Origin of the sequence: Massilia agilis, from assembly GCF_024756255.1 — a bacterium.
Taxonomy (GTDB): Bacteria; Pseudomonadota; Gammaproteobacteria; order Burkholderiales; family Burkholderiaceae_D; genus Telluria; species Telluria agilis.
Genome location: NZ_JANUHB010000002.1, coordinates 1097090 through 1114190, shown reverse-complemented (window position 1 = coordinate 1114190; position 17101 = coordinate 1097090). Strand labels below are relative to the sequence as shown.

The window sequence follows — 17101 nt, the reverse complement described above, 5'->3', positions numbered from 1 at the left end:
ATGACCACCACCACCCACACGGATACCCCGGACAGCAGCGCAACGAGCGGTAACCTTTTGCCATGCCCTTTTTGTGGCAGCCAGCCAAAGTTGCAGACCGATGGCGAAAGCGGCTACTGGATCGAGTGCACGAACTCAGCCTGTGGCAGTTCCACGAACATGCGCATCGCGTTGATGGATAGCGTTGACGGATTGCTTGCAGAGCAGTGGAACCGCCGCGCCACCCCGGCACCGCAAGCGGCCACCACGGAGCAGGCCGAGGACGCCAGCTACGCATGGATGGCTTCCGAGCAGCAGAAGGGACGCACGGTGAGCAACGCCATGCGTGAAGCGTACTGCGAGGGTTTGCTCGCATCCCCTGCGGCCACCACGGCAAGCGCGAGCGGGGAGCGTGAGGCTGCTCTGGAAGAAGCAGCAAAGCTGTGCGAGCGTCAGAACGACACGGAATGGCCGACGCCGCTTGGTTGCGCAAAAGCCATCCGCATCCTTAAAGGTAGCGCCCCAGCACCAAGCCGTGAGGCTGCTGGCCAACGCATCGACCGCCGCGAAAGCATCGCGGACAACCCCGACGCCATGATTATCCTCACGCAGAACTACCCGCGTGAGGACAAAATCAGGATCGTTGACGCCCACACGGAACGCAATGTGCGTGCCGCCCTTGCTGGCCGTGAGGTTGCTGGCGTTGATTGGCTGGGGCTGGCCCTGGAACTGGAAGCGCAAGCCAAGAGTGTCGAGTCGCAGAGCGTCGAGCGGGCCATGGCTGCTGCGGCCCACGGACTGCGATTGATGGGCGCTGGCCGCGCAACAGCGCCGCTGGATGAACGGTCGCTCGAGGCGGCGTGGGACAAATACCGAAACGGGGCCGACCTGTCGTTACGCAAAGCAACCGCATTTACAGCGGGATATCGCGCCGCACTCGCCCAGCCAGCAGCGCCTGTAGTGGACGGGGAGCTGCCGCCGCTGCCGAAGCCGAAGTACGCCGCTGATGATCTCGCGGACATCTTCACCGCCGACCAGATGCGCGAGTACGGGGCCGCATGTGCCGCCGCCGCTCGCAGCGCACCAGTGGCGCCGGAAGGGTGGAAGGTGGTGCCGAAAGACCCCAAAACCGGAACCATGCTGCATCGTGCATGGCTTGCTCTGGCAGGCGACAATCAGCCGAGATGCACCGAGATGTGCCGCATCTACGACGCCATGCTTGCCGCCGCCCCATCGCACCCCGAGCCAGCAGGCGGTGCAGCATGAGCCGCTTTTCCAAGACCATTGAGCAGGCCGATACCGGCATGGTGATTGCCGAGGTGTACAACGCAGCCACCGGCCGGCGCGTCGGGGTTAGCTTTTTCTGCTGGCCCCCGTTCTCGCAGCGCCGCCGGTTGCAGCGCGCGCATGCATGGGCGGACAAGTGGATCGAGAATTGCGACGCGTTTTGCGTTGAGGCGGGGCCAGTAGGCGGGAAGGAGCAGGCATGATCGCACCCCTGAAAGAGGTCACGAAGAACGAGTTCGACCGCTTCATTTCGGCATACCCTCGTCCACTGTCCTACGGCGTCACGAGGGTATGCGAACCGCCGATGGCGCACTACTACGACGAGCAACTACCGTCGCAAGCGCAGCGCGGGTCAGTCGAGTATTCCCAAGATACCGAGGCGGCGCGCGTCACGATGGATTGGATGGGGCCGAACGGGCAGGTTGATAAGGACGGTCATCAAAAGTTTTGGCGGTACGAAATCCGCATGGAGGATGCATGAGCGCGCTCGATATCGGAAAGGAGCCGCTGCCATGCCCTTTTTGCAGCGCCAAGCTGGGAGGTGATGATGGATATTACACGCACCCGAAGAACGGATGCTTTTTCAATGGATGGGAATTCGACATGTTAGATCAGCAGATTGACGCATGGACCCGCCGCACCACCCAGCCCGCACCCATTCCAGCGCAAGCGGGGGAGCTGGATTTGCTTGGCGAGCTGGACTGGTGCATTGCCGAAGGCCATGGAGGACCGCGTACCAAGCAAGCGCTGATCCGTGCTCGCGCCGCCATCAAAGCAGGCGGGCAAGGCGGGGAGGATGCGAGGGATGCGGCAAGGTATCGGTGGCTGCGCAGCGATGACATTGAACTGCAACCCGGGCAACGTGAGATATGCGCTGTCATGTTCCGCCTTCCCTTCTGCGAAGACCAAACCGACGAAGTGCTCACCGAGTCGGCACTTGATGAGGTCATTGACGCCGCCATCGCAGCCAAGGAGGGCAAGGCTACCCCAAGGACCAAGGACTGATCGTTTCAGCAAGTACTATGCTGCGCTATGTCACAATTCCCAAGTTTTCAGCTGAGTCGGGGTACACCGAGGACGCCATCCGGACCAAGATAAGGGATGGGATCTGGCTGGAAGGGGAGGTCTGGATTAAAGCTCCAGACGGAAGAAATCTGATCAATACCGAAGGGTACGAACGATGGGTAGAGACGGGAGAGGGGTTAAAGGTGCATCGGAAAGTAGCATCGAAATCACCTTCATGTTTAATGGCGTCAGGTGCCGAGAGCGAATACCGCTCAAGCCCACCTCCGCTAATCTAAAGCGCGCCGAGCAGCACCGCGCGGCGGTCATGCACGCGATCGCTACAGGCTGCTTCGATTACGCCGCGACGTTCCCCAACTCCAAGAACGCCGCCAAGTTTGCCGACCAGAAGGGCGACGTCACCCTGATCGAGCCCTATCTGGAGCAGTGGCTTGAGCGCATGAAACTGCAGCTCAAGGCCAGCACCTACGCCACCTACCGCAAGATCGTGCTGGGCCGCCTGATCCCCTGGTTCGGCGCGCTGCGCCTGTCTGAGTTTGGGCGCCAGCACATGCGCGACCAGCTGGTCAAACTCGAGGCCGGCAACAAGACCCTGGGAAATATCCAGAGCGTGATGCGCTGCGCCCTCGAGGAGGCGGTGGAGGTCGATGGCCTGCTTCGTTCCAACCCGCTGGCCGGCTGGACCTACCGCAAGAAGGATGCGCCTAGGAAGACCGACGAGATCGACCCGTTCACCAAGGAGGAGCAGGCGGCGATCCTGGGCGTACTCGCCGGCCAGAACCACAACCTGATCAAGTTCGCGTTCTGGACCGGGCTGCGCACTTCCGAGCTGGTCGCGCTCGACTGGTCGGACATAGATTTCGTGGCCGGCGTCGTACGCGTGAGCCGTGCGATCACACAGTATTCGGACGAGGCCGAGGTGACCAAGACCGACGCCGGCATGCGCGATGTAAAGCTACTGGCTCCGGCGCTGGAGGCGCTGGACGCGCAAAAGCAGTACACCTGGCTGGCCGGAAAGGAAGTGTTCCAGAACCCGCAGACGCTTGAGCGCTGGGCCGGCGACCAGCCGATCCGCAAGACCATGTGGCAGTACGCGATCAAGAAGGCCGGCGTACGCCCGCGCTACCCGTACCAGACCCGACATACCTACGCCAGCATGATGTTGTCGGCCCGCGAGCACCCAATGTGGGTCGCGCAGCAGATGGGGCATGCCGACTGGACGATGATCGCGCGCCGCTATGGGCGCTGGATGCCGGATGCCGACAAGCTGGCCGGCAGCCGGGCGGAGGCGCTCTACGGGGCCAGACAGTCTAGCGAAGTAGGAATCAAGACCGGACCGTGATGCTGTCATTTTGTTGGCATTCTGGAGCCAAAACGGCCCCAAACAGCCCAAATTAATGACATCGCGTATTTGCTAAGTCCTTGATTATAAAGTGTAAGGTGGTGGAGGCGGAGGGAATTGAACCCTCGTCCGCAAGCCCTCTACAGGCAGTTCTACATACTTAGCATCGCCATTTAATTTAACCCGTACAGCCCGGACGTGCGCGGTTTGGACAGGCGAGTTACCTTAGATTTAAGGTCGGACCAAGTAACCCGGTCAAACCCGAGCCCCTGTAAATGACTCTTCAGCCTTGCGGCACACCCCAGGGGCGAGGTGTTGAAGAGCTAGCAGCAATTAAGCTGCGAGTGCGTACGAGTTATCGTTTGCAGTTATTGATTTCTGGGTGTATTTACGAGGTAACCAGCCCTCGGTATGCCCTGCGCTGCTTTGTAACCCACGTCGAAACCAGGTCGCCCCCAGCGAAAGTAAAACCATTGTACTCCAATCCGTGGGCGTTTGCATGCCCCCACTGGGGCAGCGCAAACGCCCTGCGCCACGGCCCTTATTGCTGGTTGCGGTTGGCGACTTCGTTGCCGAGCATGCCGCCGCCGATGATGCCGGCCACCGTGGCCAGCTTGCGGCCGTTGCCGCTGCCGATCTGGTTGCCGACCAGGCCGCCGATCACCGCGCCAGTGCCGATCGCCATGTAGTTGGGCTGGCGCGGCGCAGGGGCGGGCTGCTGTGCATAGGTCGGGTGGTCATAGCGCGCTTCCTGCGTGTAGTGGTGCACCACACGCTTGGGCGCCGCCTTGTGGACGACCGGGGCGCGTTGCTCCACGGCCGGGGCCACCTGCTGCACGGCCGGGGCCGGCTGGACATAAGTGGCATTCGCCGGAACCAGCACCGGTGCCGCCTGGGCTACCATCGGTTGCTGGGCCTGCATGGCCGGGGTTGCGCTCATGCCATACGCGGTCTGCGTCGGTGCCGTGTAAGCGGCGGGCGCCGCGCCGTACGGGCTGACGGCCGGCATGGCCTGCGGTTCGGGCGCGCTGTGCGAGCTGGGCAGGATGCCGGTGATGGCGGCGGTGCCCGCCGCGCAGACGACGATCACGGAAGCGGCAGCCGCTGCCATCAGGGGGTGAATACGGGTGGTGGTCTTGATCGCTTCCATCTTTAGCTCCTGCTGTGTTGGTTGGTGCAGGAGTAGATTACGGCGCAGCTGACCCGGGAGCTAGACGGATTGCTGTATCAATCGTAATCAGATGTAAGGATTCAGGCCGTTGCCGCCTTCAAGGGCGCGCCGGCAAGACCGCGCAGGGTCTCCAGCAGGTCGGTCGGCGTATCAAGCAGGTAGTCTGCGCCCCAGGTGGCCGGATCGATTTCGCCGCAGTAACCCCAGGCGCAGGCCACCGTGACCATGCCGGCCGCGCGCCCCGCCTCGACGTCGCGCAGGTCGTCGCCGACGTACCAGCAATGCTCCGGCGCAATGCCCAGGCGGCGTGCGCCTTCCAGCAGCGGGGCAGGGTGTGGCTTGGAAAAACCGGTGGTGTCGCCGGACACCACGCAACCCGCGTGCGCCAGCCCGATCTGAGGGAGCAAGGGGTCGGTGAAGCGCGCCGGCTTGTTGGTGACAATGCCCCACGCCATGCCCGCCGCCTGGATGCCGTCGAGCAGCTCGACCACGCCGCCGAACAGCGTCGAGTGCACCGCCATGGCCGATTGGTAACGGTCGAACCATTGCAGGCGCAGCGCTTCGTAGCCGTCGTCGCCCGGCGCAAGACCAAACGCGGCGCCGATCATGCCGCGCGCGCCGGCCGAGGCGGTCGGGCGCAGCACGGCGTAGGGCGTGGGCTCCAGCCCGCGCTCGGTGCGCAGCCAGTTGACGGCGGCAGCCAGGTCGGGCGCGGTGTCGGCCAGCGTGCCGTCCAGGTCGAACAGGACGGCACGCGGTGCGGGCGTGCGGACAGGAAAAGTCATGTCAGGTCAGAGCGGTTTGCTGCAGGCCACCATGTAGTTCACGTCGGTGTCGTTGTTGAGCGAATAGAACTTGGTGAGCGGGTTGTAGGTCAGGCCCTTCAGGCTGTCCACCTGCAAGCCGGCGCTGCGCACGAATTGCGACAGTTCCGCCGGGGTGATGAATTTGCCGTAGTCGTGGGTGCCGCGCGGCAGCAAGCGCAGCACATATTCCGCGCCGACCACTGCGAACAGGTAGGACTTCAGGTTGCGGTTGAGCGTGGAGAAGAACACCTTGCCACCCGGCTTGACCAGCGCGGCCGCGGCACGCACCACCGATGCCGGGTCCGGCACGTGTTCGAGCATTTCCATGCAGGTGACGACGTCGAACTGGCCCGGTTCCTGCGCGGCCATTTCCTCGGCGGAGATGAGCTTGTAGCGCACCTCGATGCCCGATTCCAGGCTGTGCAGGTCGGCCACTTTCAGGGCCTTCTTGGACAGGTCGATGCCGGTGACCTTGGCGCCCTTGCGCGCCATTGCTTCGGTCAGCACACCGCCGCCGCAGCCGATGTCGATCACGTTCTTGCCGGCAAGCGGGGCCAGCGAATTGATCCACTCAAGACGCAGCGGGTTGATTTCGTGCAGCGGACGGAATTCGGAGGTGGGATCCCACCAGCGATGCGCCAGTTCGCTGAATTTGTTGATTTCGAGTTGGTCGACGTTCGTAGTCATAGGTCGGAATAATAGCTGGAAACCGCGAAGGAGCGTAGCTCCGCAGCGTCCCCGCGTTGGCGGGGACCCATGCTGAGCGCGCTCACCCGCAACGTGCACATGATGCGCCCAGACGCTTGCGGTCCATGGGTCCCCGCCTGCGCGGGGACGACGGAGCGAAATTTTGTGGTCATAAAAAAACCCCGCCGCAGCGGGGTTGTTGGGCATGCAGCCAGATTACTGCTGCTGTGCCGGCTTGGTCACCGTGCGGGTGCCAACCACTTCGATCTCCACGCGGCGGTTCTTGGCACGGCCGGCGGCGGTCTTGTTGTCGGCGACCGGCTGCTTCTCACCCTTGCCTTCGGTGTAGATGCGGGCCTGGTCCACGCCTTTGGACTTCAGGTAGGCCTTGACCGCTTCGGCGCGGCGCACCGACAGCTTCTGGTTGTAGGCGTCGGTACCGATCGAGTCGGTGTGGCCGACGGCGATGATGACTTCCAGGTTCATGTCGCCCAGCTTGCTGGTCAGTTCGTCCAGCGACTGCTTGCCGGCCGGCTTGAGCACGGCTTTGTCGAAGTCGAAGAATGCATCAGCCTGGTAGCTGACTTTCTCGGAGGTCGGGACCGGAGCCGGTGCCGGGGCCGGAGCCGGGGCAGGGGCCGGAGCTTCAACCGGCGGCGGCGGCGGAGCGACGCACTTGCCGTTTTCGAGTTTTTCCGGCGGCACGCAGATCGGCGCGTCGCAACCCGGGACGGCGTCGGCCGGGGTCCAGTAACCGGTGCGCCAGCACAGGCCGAAAGGATCGCGTGCGATCACGCCGCGGGCATCCTGCACGTAAGCGCTGTAGGGCGTCGGTGCCTGGATGTCGGTCGTCAGCGGTGCATACGGCGGGGTGGTTTGGGCCAGCGCACTGCCAGCCAACGCCGCCGAAGCTGCGAGCACGAGGGTTGCAATTTTTTTCATGTTTTTCTTCCTTTCGGTGATATCCGGCGAAACCGCACAAAACTGGTGCGTACATGTTCAGGATGGTAACACCATGCCTGTTGTGTTTGTTTCGCATTGTGAAACAAGCAATTAAGTTCTCGGCCATTTTGCCATATCGGCCAGAGCAGCACGTCTCGCGCTAAATCAAACCCAGCGCATAAGTACGGCTGCGTTGTTTCCTCGCAACATGACGGACTCGTGCGCGGGGGTGCTTGACAACTCGCCCGCGCGTCATGTCGCTCCGGCTGCTGCCCAGAGCGAATTGCGCAGTTGCCATAGCGCGCGTGGTAGAATCGAACGCTTGTAACTCACAACCACAGCCTGAAAGCAGTCGACCCTTCCAATGGATCAATTCGCAAAAGAAACAGTCCCCATTTCCCTCGAAGAAGAGATGCGCAAGAGCTACCTCGATTACGCGATGAGCGTGATCGTGGGGCGCGCCCTTCCGGACGTGCGTGACGGCTTGAAGCCGGTGCACCGGCGCGTGCTGTTTTCGATGCACGAAAGCAATACGGTGTACAACCGCCCGTATGTGAAGTGCGCGCGCGTCGTGGGCGACACCATGGGTAAGTACCACCCGCACGGCGACGCTTCGATCTACGACACGCTGGTGCGCATGGCGCAGGACTTTTCGCTGCGATACACGCTGGTGGACGGGCAGGGCAACTTCGGTTCGATCGACGGCGACAGCGCCGCGGCAATGCGTTACACCGAGTGCCGCCTGGACCGCATCTCCAACGAGATGCTGGCCGACATCGACAAGGACACGGTCGACTTCCAGCCCAACTACGACGGCAAGGAGAAAGAGCCGACCGTCCTGCCGACCAAGTTCCCGAACCTGCTGGTCAACGGCTCGTCGGGTATCGCGGTGGGCATGGCCACCAACATTCCTCCGCACAACCTTTCCGAAGTCATCAACGGCGCACTGCACGTGCTGCGCACTCCGGACTGCTCGGTGGATGAGCTGATCGAACTGATCCCGGCGCCGGACTTCCCGACCGCCGGCATCATCTACGGCGTCTCTGGCGTGCGCGATGGCTACCGCACCGGCCGCGGTCGCGTGGTGATGCGCGCCAAGACCCACTTCGAGGAAGTGGGCCGCGACGGCAACCGCACCGCGATCATCGTGGACGAGCTGCCGTACCAGGTGAACAAGAAATCGCTGCTCGAGCGCATCGCCGAAAACGTGCGCGAGAAAAAGCTCGAAGGCATCTCCGACATTCGCGACGAGTCCGACAAGTCGGGCATGCGCGTGGTGATCGAACTGAAGCGTGGCGAAGTGCCCGAGGTGGTGCTGAACAACCTGTACAAGCAGACCCAGCTGCAGGATACCTTCGGCATGAACATGGTGGCGCTGGTCAACGGCCAGCCGAAGCTGCTGAACCTCAAGCAGATGATCGAGTGCTTCCTGTCGCACCGCCGGGAAGTGGTCACCCGCCGCACCGTGTTCGAGCTGCGCAAGGCGCGCGAACGCGGCCACATGCTGGAAGGCCTGGCCGTCGCACTGGCCAACATCGACGACTTCATCGCGATCATCAAGGCCGCGCCGACGCCGCCGATCGCCAAGACCGAACTGATGCAGCGCGCCTGGGACTCTTCCCTGGTCCGCAACATGCTCAGCCGCAGCGAGACCGGCGCCGCCGGCGGCATCGAGGCGTTCCGCCCCGAGCACCTGCCCAAGCACTACGGCATGCAGCCGGACGGCCTGTACAAGCTGTCCGACGAGCAGGCCCAGGAAATCCTGCAGATGCGCCTGCAGCGCCTGACCGGCCTGGAGCAGGATAAGATCGTCAACGAGTACCGTGAAGTGATGGAACACATCGCCGACCTGCTCGACATCCTGGCCAAGCCCGAGCGCGTGACCACGATCATCAGCGACGAGCTCACCCAGATCAAGACCGACTACACCGAAAACGGCAAGGACACCCGTCGCTCGACCATCGAGCACAACGCGACCGACCTGGAGACCGAAGACCTGATCACCCCGCAGGACATGGTGGTCACGCTGTCGCACTCCGGCTACATGAAGGCGCAGCCGGTGTCCGAATACCGCGCGCAAAAGCGCGGCGGCCGCGGCAAGCAGGCCATGGCGACCAAAGAGGACGACTGGATCGACCAGCTGTTCATCGCCAACACGCACGACTACATCCTGTGCTTCTCCAACCGCGGCCGCATGTACTGGCTCAAGGTGTGGGAAGTACCGCAGGGCTCGCGCAACTCGCGCGGTAAACCGATCGTGAACATGTTCCCGCTGCAGGACAACGAGAAGATCACGGTGGTGCTGCCGCTGTCTGGCCCGAACAGCAAGTTCCCTGAAGACCACTACGTGTTCATGGCCACCTCGCTGGGCACGGTGAAGAAGACCCCGCTGAAGGACTTCTCCAACCCGCGCAAGGCCGGCATCATCGCGGTGGACCTGGATGAAGGAGACTTCCTGATCGGCGCCGCGCTGACCGACGGCGAGCACGACGTGATGCTGTTCTCGGACGCCGGCAAGGCCGTGCGCTTCGACGAGAACGACGTGCGCCCGATGGGCCGCAACGCGCGCGGCGTGCGCGGCATGAACCTGGAAGATGGCCAGCAGGTCATCGCGCTGCTGGTGGCAGAGAACGAGCAGCAGTCGGTGCTCACCGCCACCGAGAACGGCTTCGGCAAGCGCACCCCGATCCTGGAATACACCCGCCACGGCCGCGGCACCAAGGGCATGATCGCGATCCAGACCAGCGAGCGCAACGGCAAGGTCGTCGCTGCCACGCTGGTGTCGCCGAAGGACGAGATCATGCTGATCACGACCGGCGGCGTGCTGATCCGCACCCGCGTGTCCGAGATCCGCGAGATGGGCCGCGCGACCCAGGGCGTGACCCTGATCGCGGTGGAGGACGGCACCAGGCTGTCCGGCCTGCAGCGCGTGATGGAAAGCGACGTCGAGGAAGAAGCCGAAGGCGACGCGCCGGCAGAGCAGGGCGACCAGTAAGCCTTATAAGTTAGCCCAAGACCGTCGTTCCCGCGGAGGCGGGAACCCATGGACGACACGAATACTCGCGCTGTCCATGGGTCCCCGCCTGGCGCGGGGACGACGGTAGAAGTGGCGGGTTTGTGCGACAATCAATCGCACAGCTTGCCCTCAACATCGTAGAAACCCATGACCGCCACCCCCATCTTCAACTTCTCCGCCGGCCCCGCCGTGCTGCCGCGCGAGGTCCTTCAACAAGCCGCGTCCGAAATGCTCGACTGGCACGGCAGCGGCATGTCGGTGATGGAGATGAGCCACCGCGGTCCCGAATTCATCTCCATCTACAAGCAGGCCGTGGCCGACCTGCGCGAACTGCTGAATGTCCCGCCGAACTACAAGATCCTGTTCCAGCAGGGGGGCGGGCTTGGCCAGAACGCGATCGTGCCGCTGAACCTGGCCGGGCGCCGCGCGCAGCCAGCCACCATCGATTTCGTGCACACCGGTTCGTGGTCCGGCAAGTCGCTCAAGGAAGCGGCGCGCTACGCCAACGTGAACGTGGCGGCCAGCTCCAAGGACCAGGCCTTCACCGCCGTGCCGCCGCAAGCGTCGTGGAAGCTCACGCAAGATGCGGCCTACCTGCACATCTGCACGAACGAGACCATCGACGGCGTCGAGTACAACTTCGTGCCCGAGGTGCCGGCCGACGTACCCATCGTGGCCGACATGTCCTCGCACATTTTGTCGCGCGTGATCGACGTGTCCAAATACGGCGTGATCTTCGCCGGCGCGCAGAAGAACATCGGCCCGGCGGGCTTGACGCTGGTGATCGTGCGCGAGGACCTGCTCGAGCATGCGCTGCCGATCTGCCCCTCGGCCTTCCACTGGAAGACGGTGGCCGAGCACGAGTCGATGTACAACACGCCGCCGACCTACGCGATCTACATCGCGGGCCTGGTGTTCGACTGGCTCAAGCGGCAGGGTGGCGTGGCCGCGATGGAGCAACGCAATATCGAGAAAGCGCGCCTGCTGTACGCGGCGCTGGACGCCGACGATTTTTACCAGAATCGGGTGGCGAAAGAAAACAGGTCGCGCATGAACGTGCCGTTCTACCTGCGCGACGAAGCACTGAACGAACAATTCCTGGCCGGCGCGAAGGCGCGCGGGCTGCTGCAACTGAAGGGCCACAAGTCCGTCGGCGGTATGCGGGCATCGATCTACAACGCGATGCCGATCGAGGGTGTGCAAGCCCTGGTCGATTATTTGAACGAGTTTGCGGGGCGTTGAGCCGCCCGATACCGCAATCAACGTCGTCCCGGCGAAAGCCGGGACCCATACGTCGTGTGCAGGTAGGTCGAGCGCGTAGCACCAGCAAACTCAGCATGGGTCCCGGCTTTCGCCGGGACGACGCGGTGGTGAGGTCACAGCCGCGTCCTAACCCGAGCAGATAAAGCAGAACGATGACAGACAAACTGAAACCCCTGCGCCAGCAGATCGACGAGATCGACGCGCAAATCCTGGAACTGCTGTCGCGCCGTGGCCGCGTGGCGCAGGAAGTCGGCCACGTGAAGGCCGAAACCAACGCCCCCGTGTTCCGCCCCGAGCGCGAAGCGCAGGTGCTGCGCGGCGTCGCCGACCGCAATCCGGGCCCGCTCAAGAACGGCGACGTCCAGACCATCTTCCGCGAGATCATGTCCGCCTGCCGCGCGCTCGAAAAGCGCGTGACCGTGGCCTACCTCGGCCCGGCCGGTACCTTCAGCGAAGAAGCCGTGTACAAGCAGTTCGGCAGCGCCATCGAGGGCATGCCCTGCGCCTCGATCGACGAGGTGTTCCGCGCCACCGAGGCCGGCACCGCCGACTTTGGCGTGGTCCCGGTCGAGAACTCGTCCGAAGGCGCGATCAACCGCACGCTCGACCTGCTGCTTGGTACCACCACCGTCATCAGCGGCGAAGTGTCGATCCCCGTGCACCACAGCCTGATGACCCGCACCGGCACCATGGAAGGCGTCACCGTCGTGTGCGCGCATTCGCAGGCGCTGGCGCAGTGCCAGGTCTGGCTCAACCTGCACCACCCGAATATCGAGCGGCGCGCGGTGGCCTCGAACGCCGAGGCGGCCCGCATGGCCAGCCAGGACCCGAGCATCGCCGCGATCGCCAGCGAGATGGCGGGCGAGCAGTACAAGCTCGGCGTGGTCGAGGCACACATCCAGGACGACCCGCACAACCGTACCCGCTTCGTCGTCATCGGCAAGCTGCACACCAACCCGTCCGGCCGCGACCACACCTCGCTGGTGCTGGCCGTGCCCAACAAGGCCGGCGCCGTGTACGACCTTCTGGCCCCCGTGGCAAAGCACGGCGTGTCGATGACGCGCTTCGAGTCGCGCCCGGCGCGCATCGGCACCTGGGAGTACTACTTCTATGTTGACGTCGAGGGCCATGTGCAGGACGCCAACGTCGCCAGGGCGCTCGAAGAGCTCAAGCAGAACGCCGCCTTCTTCAAGGTCCTCGGTTCCTACCCGGTCAGCCTTTAAACCATCATTCGAGAGTACTTATGTCGCAATTCGGTCCAGATTACGTTCGCGCCATCGCCCCCTACCAGGCCGGCAAACCCATCGCTGAAGTCGCCCGCGAGTTCGGGCTCGACGAAGCCAATATCGTCAAGCTCGCCTCGAATGAGAACCCGTTCGGCATTCCGGAGTCGAGCAAGCAGGCGATGGCGCAAGCCGCGGCCGAGCTGGGTCGGTACCCGGATGCGAACGGTTTCGAGCTCAAGGCCGCGCTGTCCAAGCGCTACGACGTGCCGGCCGACTGGATCACGCTGGGCAACGGCAGCAACGACATCCTCGAGATCGCCGCGCACGCGTTCGTGCAGAAGGGCGAGTCGGTGGTGTTCTCGCAGTACTCGTTCGCCGTGTACGCGCTGGCCACGCAAGGCGTGGGTGGCCGCGCCATCGTGGTGCCCGCGGCCGAGTACGGCCATGACCTCGATGCGATGGCCGATGCCATCGAGGCCGACACCAGGCTCGTGTACATCGCCAACCCGAACAACCCGACCGGCACCTTCATCCCGGCTGCGCGCATCGAAGCCTTCCTGGCCAAGGTGCCGGCCAACGTGATCGTGGTGCTGGACGAGGCCTACAACGAATACCTCGCGCCGGAAAACCAGTTCGAGTCGTCGCAGTGGGTGCGCAAGTTCCCCAACCTGATCGTCTCGCGCACCTTCTCCAAGGCGTATGGCCTGGCGGGCCTGCGCGTGGGCTTTGCCATCGCCCAGCCGGCGGTGACCGACCTGATGAACCGCATTCGCCAGCCGTTCAACGTGAACTCGCTGGCGCAGGCTGCCGCGGTCGCGGCGCTGAACGACAAACAGTTCCTGGCCAAGGGCGCGCAGAACAACGCCGACGGCTACAAGCAGCTCACCGCCGCGTTCGACGAGCTGGGGCTGGAATACGTGCCGTCGTACGGCAACTTCGTGCTGGTCAAGGTCGGCAACGACGACGGCGCGGGCGCGCGCGTGAACCTGGCGCTGCTCAAGCAGGGCGTGATCGTGCGCCCGGTCGGCAACTACGGGCTGCCGCAGTGGCTGCGCATCTCGATCGGCCTGCCGGACGAGAACGCAAAGTTCATCGCGGCGCTGAAGAGGGCGCTGGGCTGAATGTTCGATAAGATTGTCATCGTTGGCGTTGGCCTGATCGGTGGCTCGTTCGCGCTGGCGCTCAAGCAGGCCGGCGCGGCCAGGACCGTGGTCGGCATGGGCCGCTCGCCGGGCGTGCTGGCGCGTGCGCAGGAGCTGGGCATCATCGATGCGGTGGCGCAGTCGCCGCAAGAAGCGATGCAAGGCGCCGACCTGGTGCTCATCGCCGCCCCGGTCGCGCAGACCGGCCCGATCCTGGCGACGCTGCTGCCGTGGCTGGAGCCGCACACGATCCTCACCGATGCGGGCAGCACCAAGTCCGACGTGGTCGCCGCCGCGCGCGCGGTGCTCGGCGGGCGCATCGCCCAATTCGTGCCGGGCCACCCGATCGCCGGGCGCGAGTCCAACGGTCCGGACGCGGCGCTGGCGGGCCTGTACCGCGGCAAGAAGACCGTGATCACGGCGCTGCCGGAAAACCCCGCCGCATCGGTCGAGCGGGTGGCCCTGGCGTGGCGCCTGTGCGGCGCGATCATCCACCGCCTGACGCCCGAAGAGCACGACAAGGTGTTCGCCGCCGTGAGCCACCTGCCGCACCTGCTGGCCTACGCGCTGGTGGACGACATCGCCGCCAAGCCGCACGCCGACTTGCTGTTCCAGTACGCGGCCAGCGGCTTTCGCGACTTTACCCGCATTGCCGGCTCGTCGCCGGAGATGTGGCGCGACATCAGCATGGCCAACCGTGACGCGCTGCTCGTGGAGCTGGACGCGTATCTGGCACAATTGACCAAGCTGCGGGCCATGCTCGCGGCCAGCGATGCGGCCGCGCTGGAAGGCGTGTACGCCAATGCCCAGCGCGCGCGGCGCAACTGGATCGAGACGATCGAGGCCGCCGAGCCGCGCCCTGCCCAAGAATCAGGAAACTAAATGACGCAGCAAAAACACTACCCCGAGCACCTCGACCTGCCGCCGGTGATGCACGTGGAAGGCACGGTGCGCCTGCCGGGTTCGAAAAGCATCTCCAACCGCACGCTGCTGCTGGCCGCGCTCAGCGAGGGCAACACCGCCATCCACGACCTGCTGGCCTCGGACGACACCATGGTCATGCTGGGCGCGCTGCGCTCGCTGGGCATCAAGTGGGACGAGGTCGATGAGCGGACCAATTTCGTGCATGGCGGCGCTGGCGTGCTGCCGGTGCGCGAGGCCGATCTCTTCATGGGCAACGCGGGCACCGCGATCCGGCCGCTGACGGCGGCGCTGGCGGTGATCGGCGGCGACTACAAGCTGCACGGCGTCTCGCGCATGCACGAGCGCCCGATCGGCGACCTGGTCGATGCGCTCAACGCCGTCGGCGCGCGCATCGAGTACACCGGCACGCCGGGCTATCCGCCGCTGCACATCCGCCGTGGCCACATCGAGGCCGACCGGCTGTCCGTGCGCGGCAACGTGTCGAGCCAGTTCCTGACTGCGCTCCTGATGGCTGCGCCGCTGATGGCCAAGGACCACGCCGTCAGCATCGACGTGGTCGGCGAACTGATCTCCAAGCCCTACATCGAGATCACGCTGAACCTCATGCGCCGCTTCGGCGTGACCGTGGAGCAGGACGGCTGGCAGTCGTTCACGGTGCAGCCGGGCCAGCGCTACAAGAGCCCGGGCAGCATCCATGTGGAAGGCGACGCCTCGTCGGCCTCGTACTTCCTCGCGGCCGGCGCGATTGCCGGCGGCCCGGTGCGGGTGGTGGGCGTGGGCCGCGACAGTATCCAGGGCGACGTGCGCTTTGCCGACGCGCTGGAAAAGATGGGCGCGACCATCACGCGCGGCGAGAACTGGATCGAGGCCCAATCGAACGGCGTGCTCAAGGCCATCGACGCGGACTTCAACCACATTCCCGACGCGGCGATGACGATCGCGGTGGCCGCCCTGTATGCGGACGGCACCAGCACGCTGCGCAACATCGCCAGCTGGCGCGTGAAAGAGACTGACCGCCTGGCGGCGATGGCGACCGAGCTGCGCAAGCTGGGCGCGATCGTCGAAGAGGGCGCGGACTACATCCGCATCACGCCGCCGGAGGAGATCCGGCCGGCTACGATCGACACCTACGACGACCACCGGATGGCGATGTGCTTTTCGCTTGCCACCCTGGACGGCAAGGCGCGGCGCGGCAATGCGATTCGCATCAACGACCCCAAGTGCGTGGCGAAGACCTTCCCCGAATATTTCGAAACGTTTTCGAAGATCGCCAAAAGCGAGCTATTTTGAAGCCAGCTGGACGTAGGGTGGGCAAATCCTGCCCACGCGTTCAACCAGCCATTGCGTTCACGAAGAACTAAAAATGCCCAACTCCAACATCCCGGTAATCGCCATCGACGGCCCGACCGCCTCCGGCAAAGGCACGGTGGCGGCCAAGGTGGCCGAACGGCTCAGTTTCCACCTGCTCGATTCGGGCGCGCTGTACCGCCTGACCGCGCTGTCGGCGCTGCGCCGCGCGACCGACATGAGCGACGAGCACGCGCTGGCCAAGGTGGCCGAGCACCTGAACTGCAGCTTTGTCGGCCACGACGTGTTCCTGGGACAGGAGAACGTGACCCAGGCGATCCGCGTCGAGGAGGTGGGCAACACCGCGTCGAAGATCGCCGCGCTGCCGGCCGTGCGCCAGGCGCTGTTCGGCCTGCAGCTGCGCTTCCGCACGGCACCAGGGCTGGTCGCCGACGGGCGTGACATGGGCACGGTGATCTTTCCGACTGCCAAGTTGAAGGTGTTCTTGACCGCAAGTGTTGCTGCGCGCGCCGAACGCAGGTATAAGCAATTGATTGGCAAAGGGTTTTCTGCTAATATGGACGATCTGCTGGCCGATTTGCAGGCACGCGACGAGCGCGATACCAAACGCGCGGTCGCGCCACTTGCGCCGGCGGCAGATGCGTATATCCTCGATTCCTCCAACATCACGGCCGAAGAGGCGGTGGAGCAGGTGTTGCGGTGGTACGCCGAAAAACAATAATTCGCCGCTGAGGGGAGGTCCGCTCAGTGGCCGTCGTCGTCCCCGCGCAGGCGGGGACCCATGCTGAGGTTGCAGAAGCGCTGGCGGTGATTCTGCCGGGTGGCGTGTCGGTAAGCTCAGCATGGATCCCGGCTTGCGCCGGGACGACGTTGGTGAATGTGGGGGCTGCGTCTGCGTCACCACACCGGTTTAAGTAGTTGGATGTTTTCGCGCCACAAGCGCTGTTTTGGTGCCTGGGATGTCCCAGGTTTGTTTAACCCTGAC

General features: G+C 64.3%; 17 protein-coding genes and 1 other RNA gene. 13 read left to right on the top strand and 5 right to left on the bottom strand.

All coding sequences use genetic code 11. The features are described 5' to 3' along the window. From NX774_RS12000 to NX774_RS11980, 6 genes are read left to right on the top strand one after another with little or no spacing between them, the layout of a single operon-like run. Positions 1-1245 (top strand): Lar family restriction alleviation protein, encoded by a 1245-nt coding sequence (locus NX774_RS12000; protein ID WP_258822406.1) that lies wholly within the window; start codon positions 1-3, stop codon positions 1243-1245. Continuing rightward, positions 1242-1469, top strand: coding sequence for a hypothetical protein (locus tag NX774_RS11995; protein WP_258822405.1), 228 nt, complete (start codon positions 1242-1244; stop codon positions 1467-1469). The genes NX774_RS12000 and NX774_RS11995 overlap by 4 nt, the downstream gene beginning before the upstream one ends. Continuing rightward, positions 1466-1747: a hypothetical protein gene (locus tag NX774_RS11990; protein ID WP_258822404.1), complete on the top strand. Its 282-nt coding sequence runs from the start codon at positions 1466-1468 to the stop codon at positions 1745-1747. Before NX774_RS11995 ends, NX774_RS11990 begins: the two co-directional genes overlap by 4 nt. Next, positions 1744-2271 (top strand): hypothetical protein, encoded by a 528-nt coding sequence (locus tag NX774_RS11985; RefSeq protein WP_258822403.1) that lies wholly within the window; start codon positions 1744-1746, stop codon positions 2269-2271. Before NX774_RS11990 ends, NX774_RS11985 begins: the two co-directional genes overlap by 4 nt. A 17-nt stretch (positions 2272-2288) precedes the next feature. Next, the gene (gene xisR / locus NX774_RS23545; RefSeq protein ID WP_502572651.1) at positions 2289-2567 is read left to right on the top strand and encodes an excisionase family protein; all 279 of its coding nucleotides are present in this window, start codon (positions 2289-2291) and stop codon (positions 2565-2567) included. Next, positions 2507-3631, top strand: coding sequence for an Arm DNA-binding domain-containing protein (locus NX774_RS11980; protein WP_460829384.1), 1125 nt, complete (start codon positions 2507-2509; stop codon positions 3629-3631). The genes xisR and NX774_RS11980 overlap by 61 nt, the downstream gene beginning before the upstream one ends. A 99-nt stretch (positions 3632-3730) precedes the next feature. On the opposite strand, the gene ssrA is transcribed toward NX774_RS11980, so the two are convergent. From ssrA to ompA, 5 genes are all read right to left on the bottom strand, one after another. Further along, positions 3731-4088: a transfer-messenger RNA gene (gene ssrA / locus NX774_RS11975) on the bottom strand. An 84-nt stretch (positions 4089-4172) separates the two neighbouring features. After that, positions 4173-4781, bottom strand: a complete 609-nt coding sequence (locus NX774_RS23385) for a glycine zipper 2TM domain-containing protein (RefSeq protein WP_307731194.1) — start codon at positions 4779-4781, stop codon at positions 4173-4175. 101 nt (positions 4782-4882) lie between these two features. Then, a complete protein-coding gene (locus tag NX774_RS11965) occupies positions 4883-5587 on the bottom strand; it encodes an HAD family hydrolase (protein WP_258822401.1) in 705 nt (234 codons plus the stop codon). A gap of 6 nt (positions 5588-5593) precedes the next feature. Continuing rightward, positions 5594-6295, bottom strand: a complete 702-nt coding sequence (gene ubiG, locus NX774_RS11960; protein ID WP_258822400.1) for a bifunctional 2-polyprenyl-6-hydroxyphenol methylase/3-demethylubiquinol 3-O-methyltransferase UbiG — start codon at positions 6293-6295, stop codon at positions 5594-5596. A gap of 216 nt (positions 6296-6511) precedes the next feature. Continuing rightward, the gene (gene ompA / locus NX774_RS11955; protein ID WP_258822399.1) at positions 6512-7237 is read right to left on the bottom strand and encodes an outer membrane protein OmpA; all 726 of its coding nucleotides are present in this window, start codon (positions 7235-7237) and stop codon (positions 6512-6514) included. Between the two features lie 364 nt (positions 7238-7601). Between ompA and gyrA the strand changes: the two genes are divergently transcribed. The 7 genes from gyrA (at position 7602) to cmk (ending at position 16837) form a co-directional block, all read left to right on the top strand. Next, entirely contained in the window at positions 7602-10232 is a 2631-nt protein-coding gene (gyrA, locus tag NX774_RS11950) for a DNA gyrase subunit A (protein WP_258822398.1), read from the top strand. 168 nt (positions 10233-10400) lie between these two features. After that, positions 10401-11495: a 3-phosphoserine/phosphohydroxythreonine transaminase gene (gene serC, locus NX774_RS11945; RefSeq protein ID WP_258822397.1), complete on the top strand. Its 1095-nt coding sequence runs from the start codon at positions 10401-10403 to the stop codon at positions 11493-11495. 173 nt (positions 11496-11668) lie between these two features. Then, on the top strand, positions 11669-12739 hold the full coding sequence (pheA, locus tag NX774_RS11940) for a prephenate dehydratase (RefSeq protein ID WP_258822396.1): 1071 nt from the start codon (positions 11669-11671) through the stop codon (positions 12737-12739). Between the two features lie 20 nt (positions 12740-12759). Next, a complete protein-coding gene (gene hisC / locus NX774_RS11935; protein ID WP_258822395.1) occupies positions 12760-13863 on the top strand; it encodes a histidinol-phosphate transaminase in 1104 nt (367 codons plus the stop codon). Next, positions 13864-14766 (top strand): prephenate dehydrogenase, encoded by a 903-nt coding sequence (locus NX774_RS11930; RefSeq protein ID WP_258822394.1) that lies wholly within the window; start codon positions 13864-13866, stop codon positions 14764-14766. Beyond that, positions 14767-16098 carry a 3-phosphoshikimate 1-carboxyvinyltransferase gene (gene aroA / locus NX774_RS11925; RefSeq protein ID WP_258822393.1) on the top strand — a complete coding sequence of 444 codons (1332 nt, stop codon included), beginning with the start codon at positions 14767-14769 and terminating at the stop codon, positions 16096-16098. Between the two features lie 73 nt (positions 16099-16171). Beyond that, positions 16172-16837, top strand: a complete 666-nt coding sequence (cmk, locus tag NX774_RS11920; RefSeq protein WP_258822392.1) for a (d)CMP kinase — start codon at positions 16172-16174, stop codon at positions 16835-16837. The last annotated feature ends 264 nt before the right edge of the window (positions 16838-17101 follow it).

Bases quoted from the DNA above. Each gene is read 5' to 3' on its own strand.
- NX774_RS11980 (WP_460829384.1), top strand. From the start codon at position 2,507: ATGTTTAATGGCGTCAGGTGCCGAGAGCGAATACCGCTCAAGCCCACC.
- NX774_RS11990 (WP_258822404.1), top strand. From the start codon at position 1,466: ATGATCGCACCCCTGAAAGAGGTCACGAAGAACGAGTTCGACCGCTTC.
- NX774_RS12000 (WP_258822406.1), top strand. From the start codon at position 1: ATGACCACCACCACCCACACGGATACCCCGGACAGCAGCGCAACGAGC.
- NX774_RS11985 (WP_258822403.1), top strand. From the start codon at position 1,744: ATGAGCGCGCTCGATATCGGAAAGGAGCCGCTGCCATGCCCTTTTTGC.
- cmk (WP_258822392.1), top strand. From the start codon at position 16,172: ATGCCCAACTCCAACATCCCGGTAATCGCCATCGACGGCCCGACCGCC.
- serC (WP_258822397.1), top strand. From the start codon at position 10,401: ATGACCGCCACCCCCATCTTCAACTTCTCCGCCGGCCCCGCCGTGCTG.
- ompA (WP_258822399.1), bottom strand. From the start codon at position 7,237: ATGAAAAAAATTGCAACCCTCGTGCTCGCAGCTTCGGCGGCGTTGGCT.
- NX774_RS11965 (WP_258822401.1), bottom strand. From the start codon at position 5,587: ATGACTTTTCCTGTCCGCACGCCCGCACCGCGTGCCGTCCTGTTCGAC.
- NX774_RS11995 (WP_258822405.1), top strand. From the start codon at position 1,242: ATGAGCCGCTTTTCCAAGACCATTGAGCAGGCCGATACCGGCATGGTG.
- ubiG (WP_258822400.1), bottom strand. From the start codon at position 6,295: ATGACTACGAACGTCGACCAACTCGAAATCAACAAATTCAGCGAACTG.
- gyrA (WP_258822398.1), top strand. From the start codon at position 7,602: ATGGATCAATTCGCAAAAGAAACAGTCCCCATTTCCCTCGAAGAAGAG.
- NX774_RS23385 (WP_307731194.1), bottom strand. From the start codon at position 4,781: ATGGAAGCGATCAAGACCACCACCCGTATTCACCCCCTGATGGCAGCG.
- NX774_RS11930 (WP_258822394.1), top strand. From the start codon at position 13,864: ATGTTCGATAAGATTGTCATCGTTGGCGTTGGCCTGATCGGTGGCTCG.
- hisC (WP_258822395.1), top strand. From the start codon at position 12,760: ATGTCGCAATTCGGTCCAGATTACGTTCGCGCCATCGCCCCCTACCAG.
- aroA (WP_258822393.1), top strand. From the start codon at position 14,767: ATGACGCAGCAAAAACACTACCCCGAGCACCTCGACCTGCCGCCGGTG.
- pheA (WP_258822396.1), top strand. From the start codon at position 11,669: ATGACAGACAAACTGAAACCCCTGCGCCAGCAGATCGACGAGATCGAC.
- xisR (WP_502572651.1), top strand. From the start codon at position 2,289: ATGCTGCGCTATGTCACAATTCCCAAGTTTTCAGCTGAGTCGGGGTAC.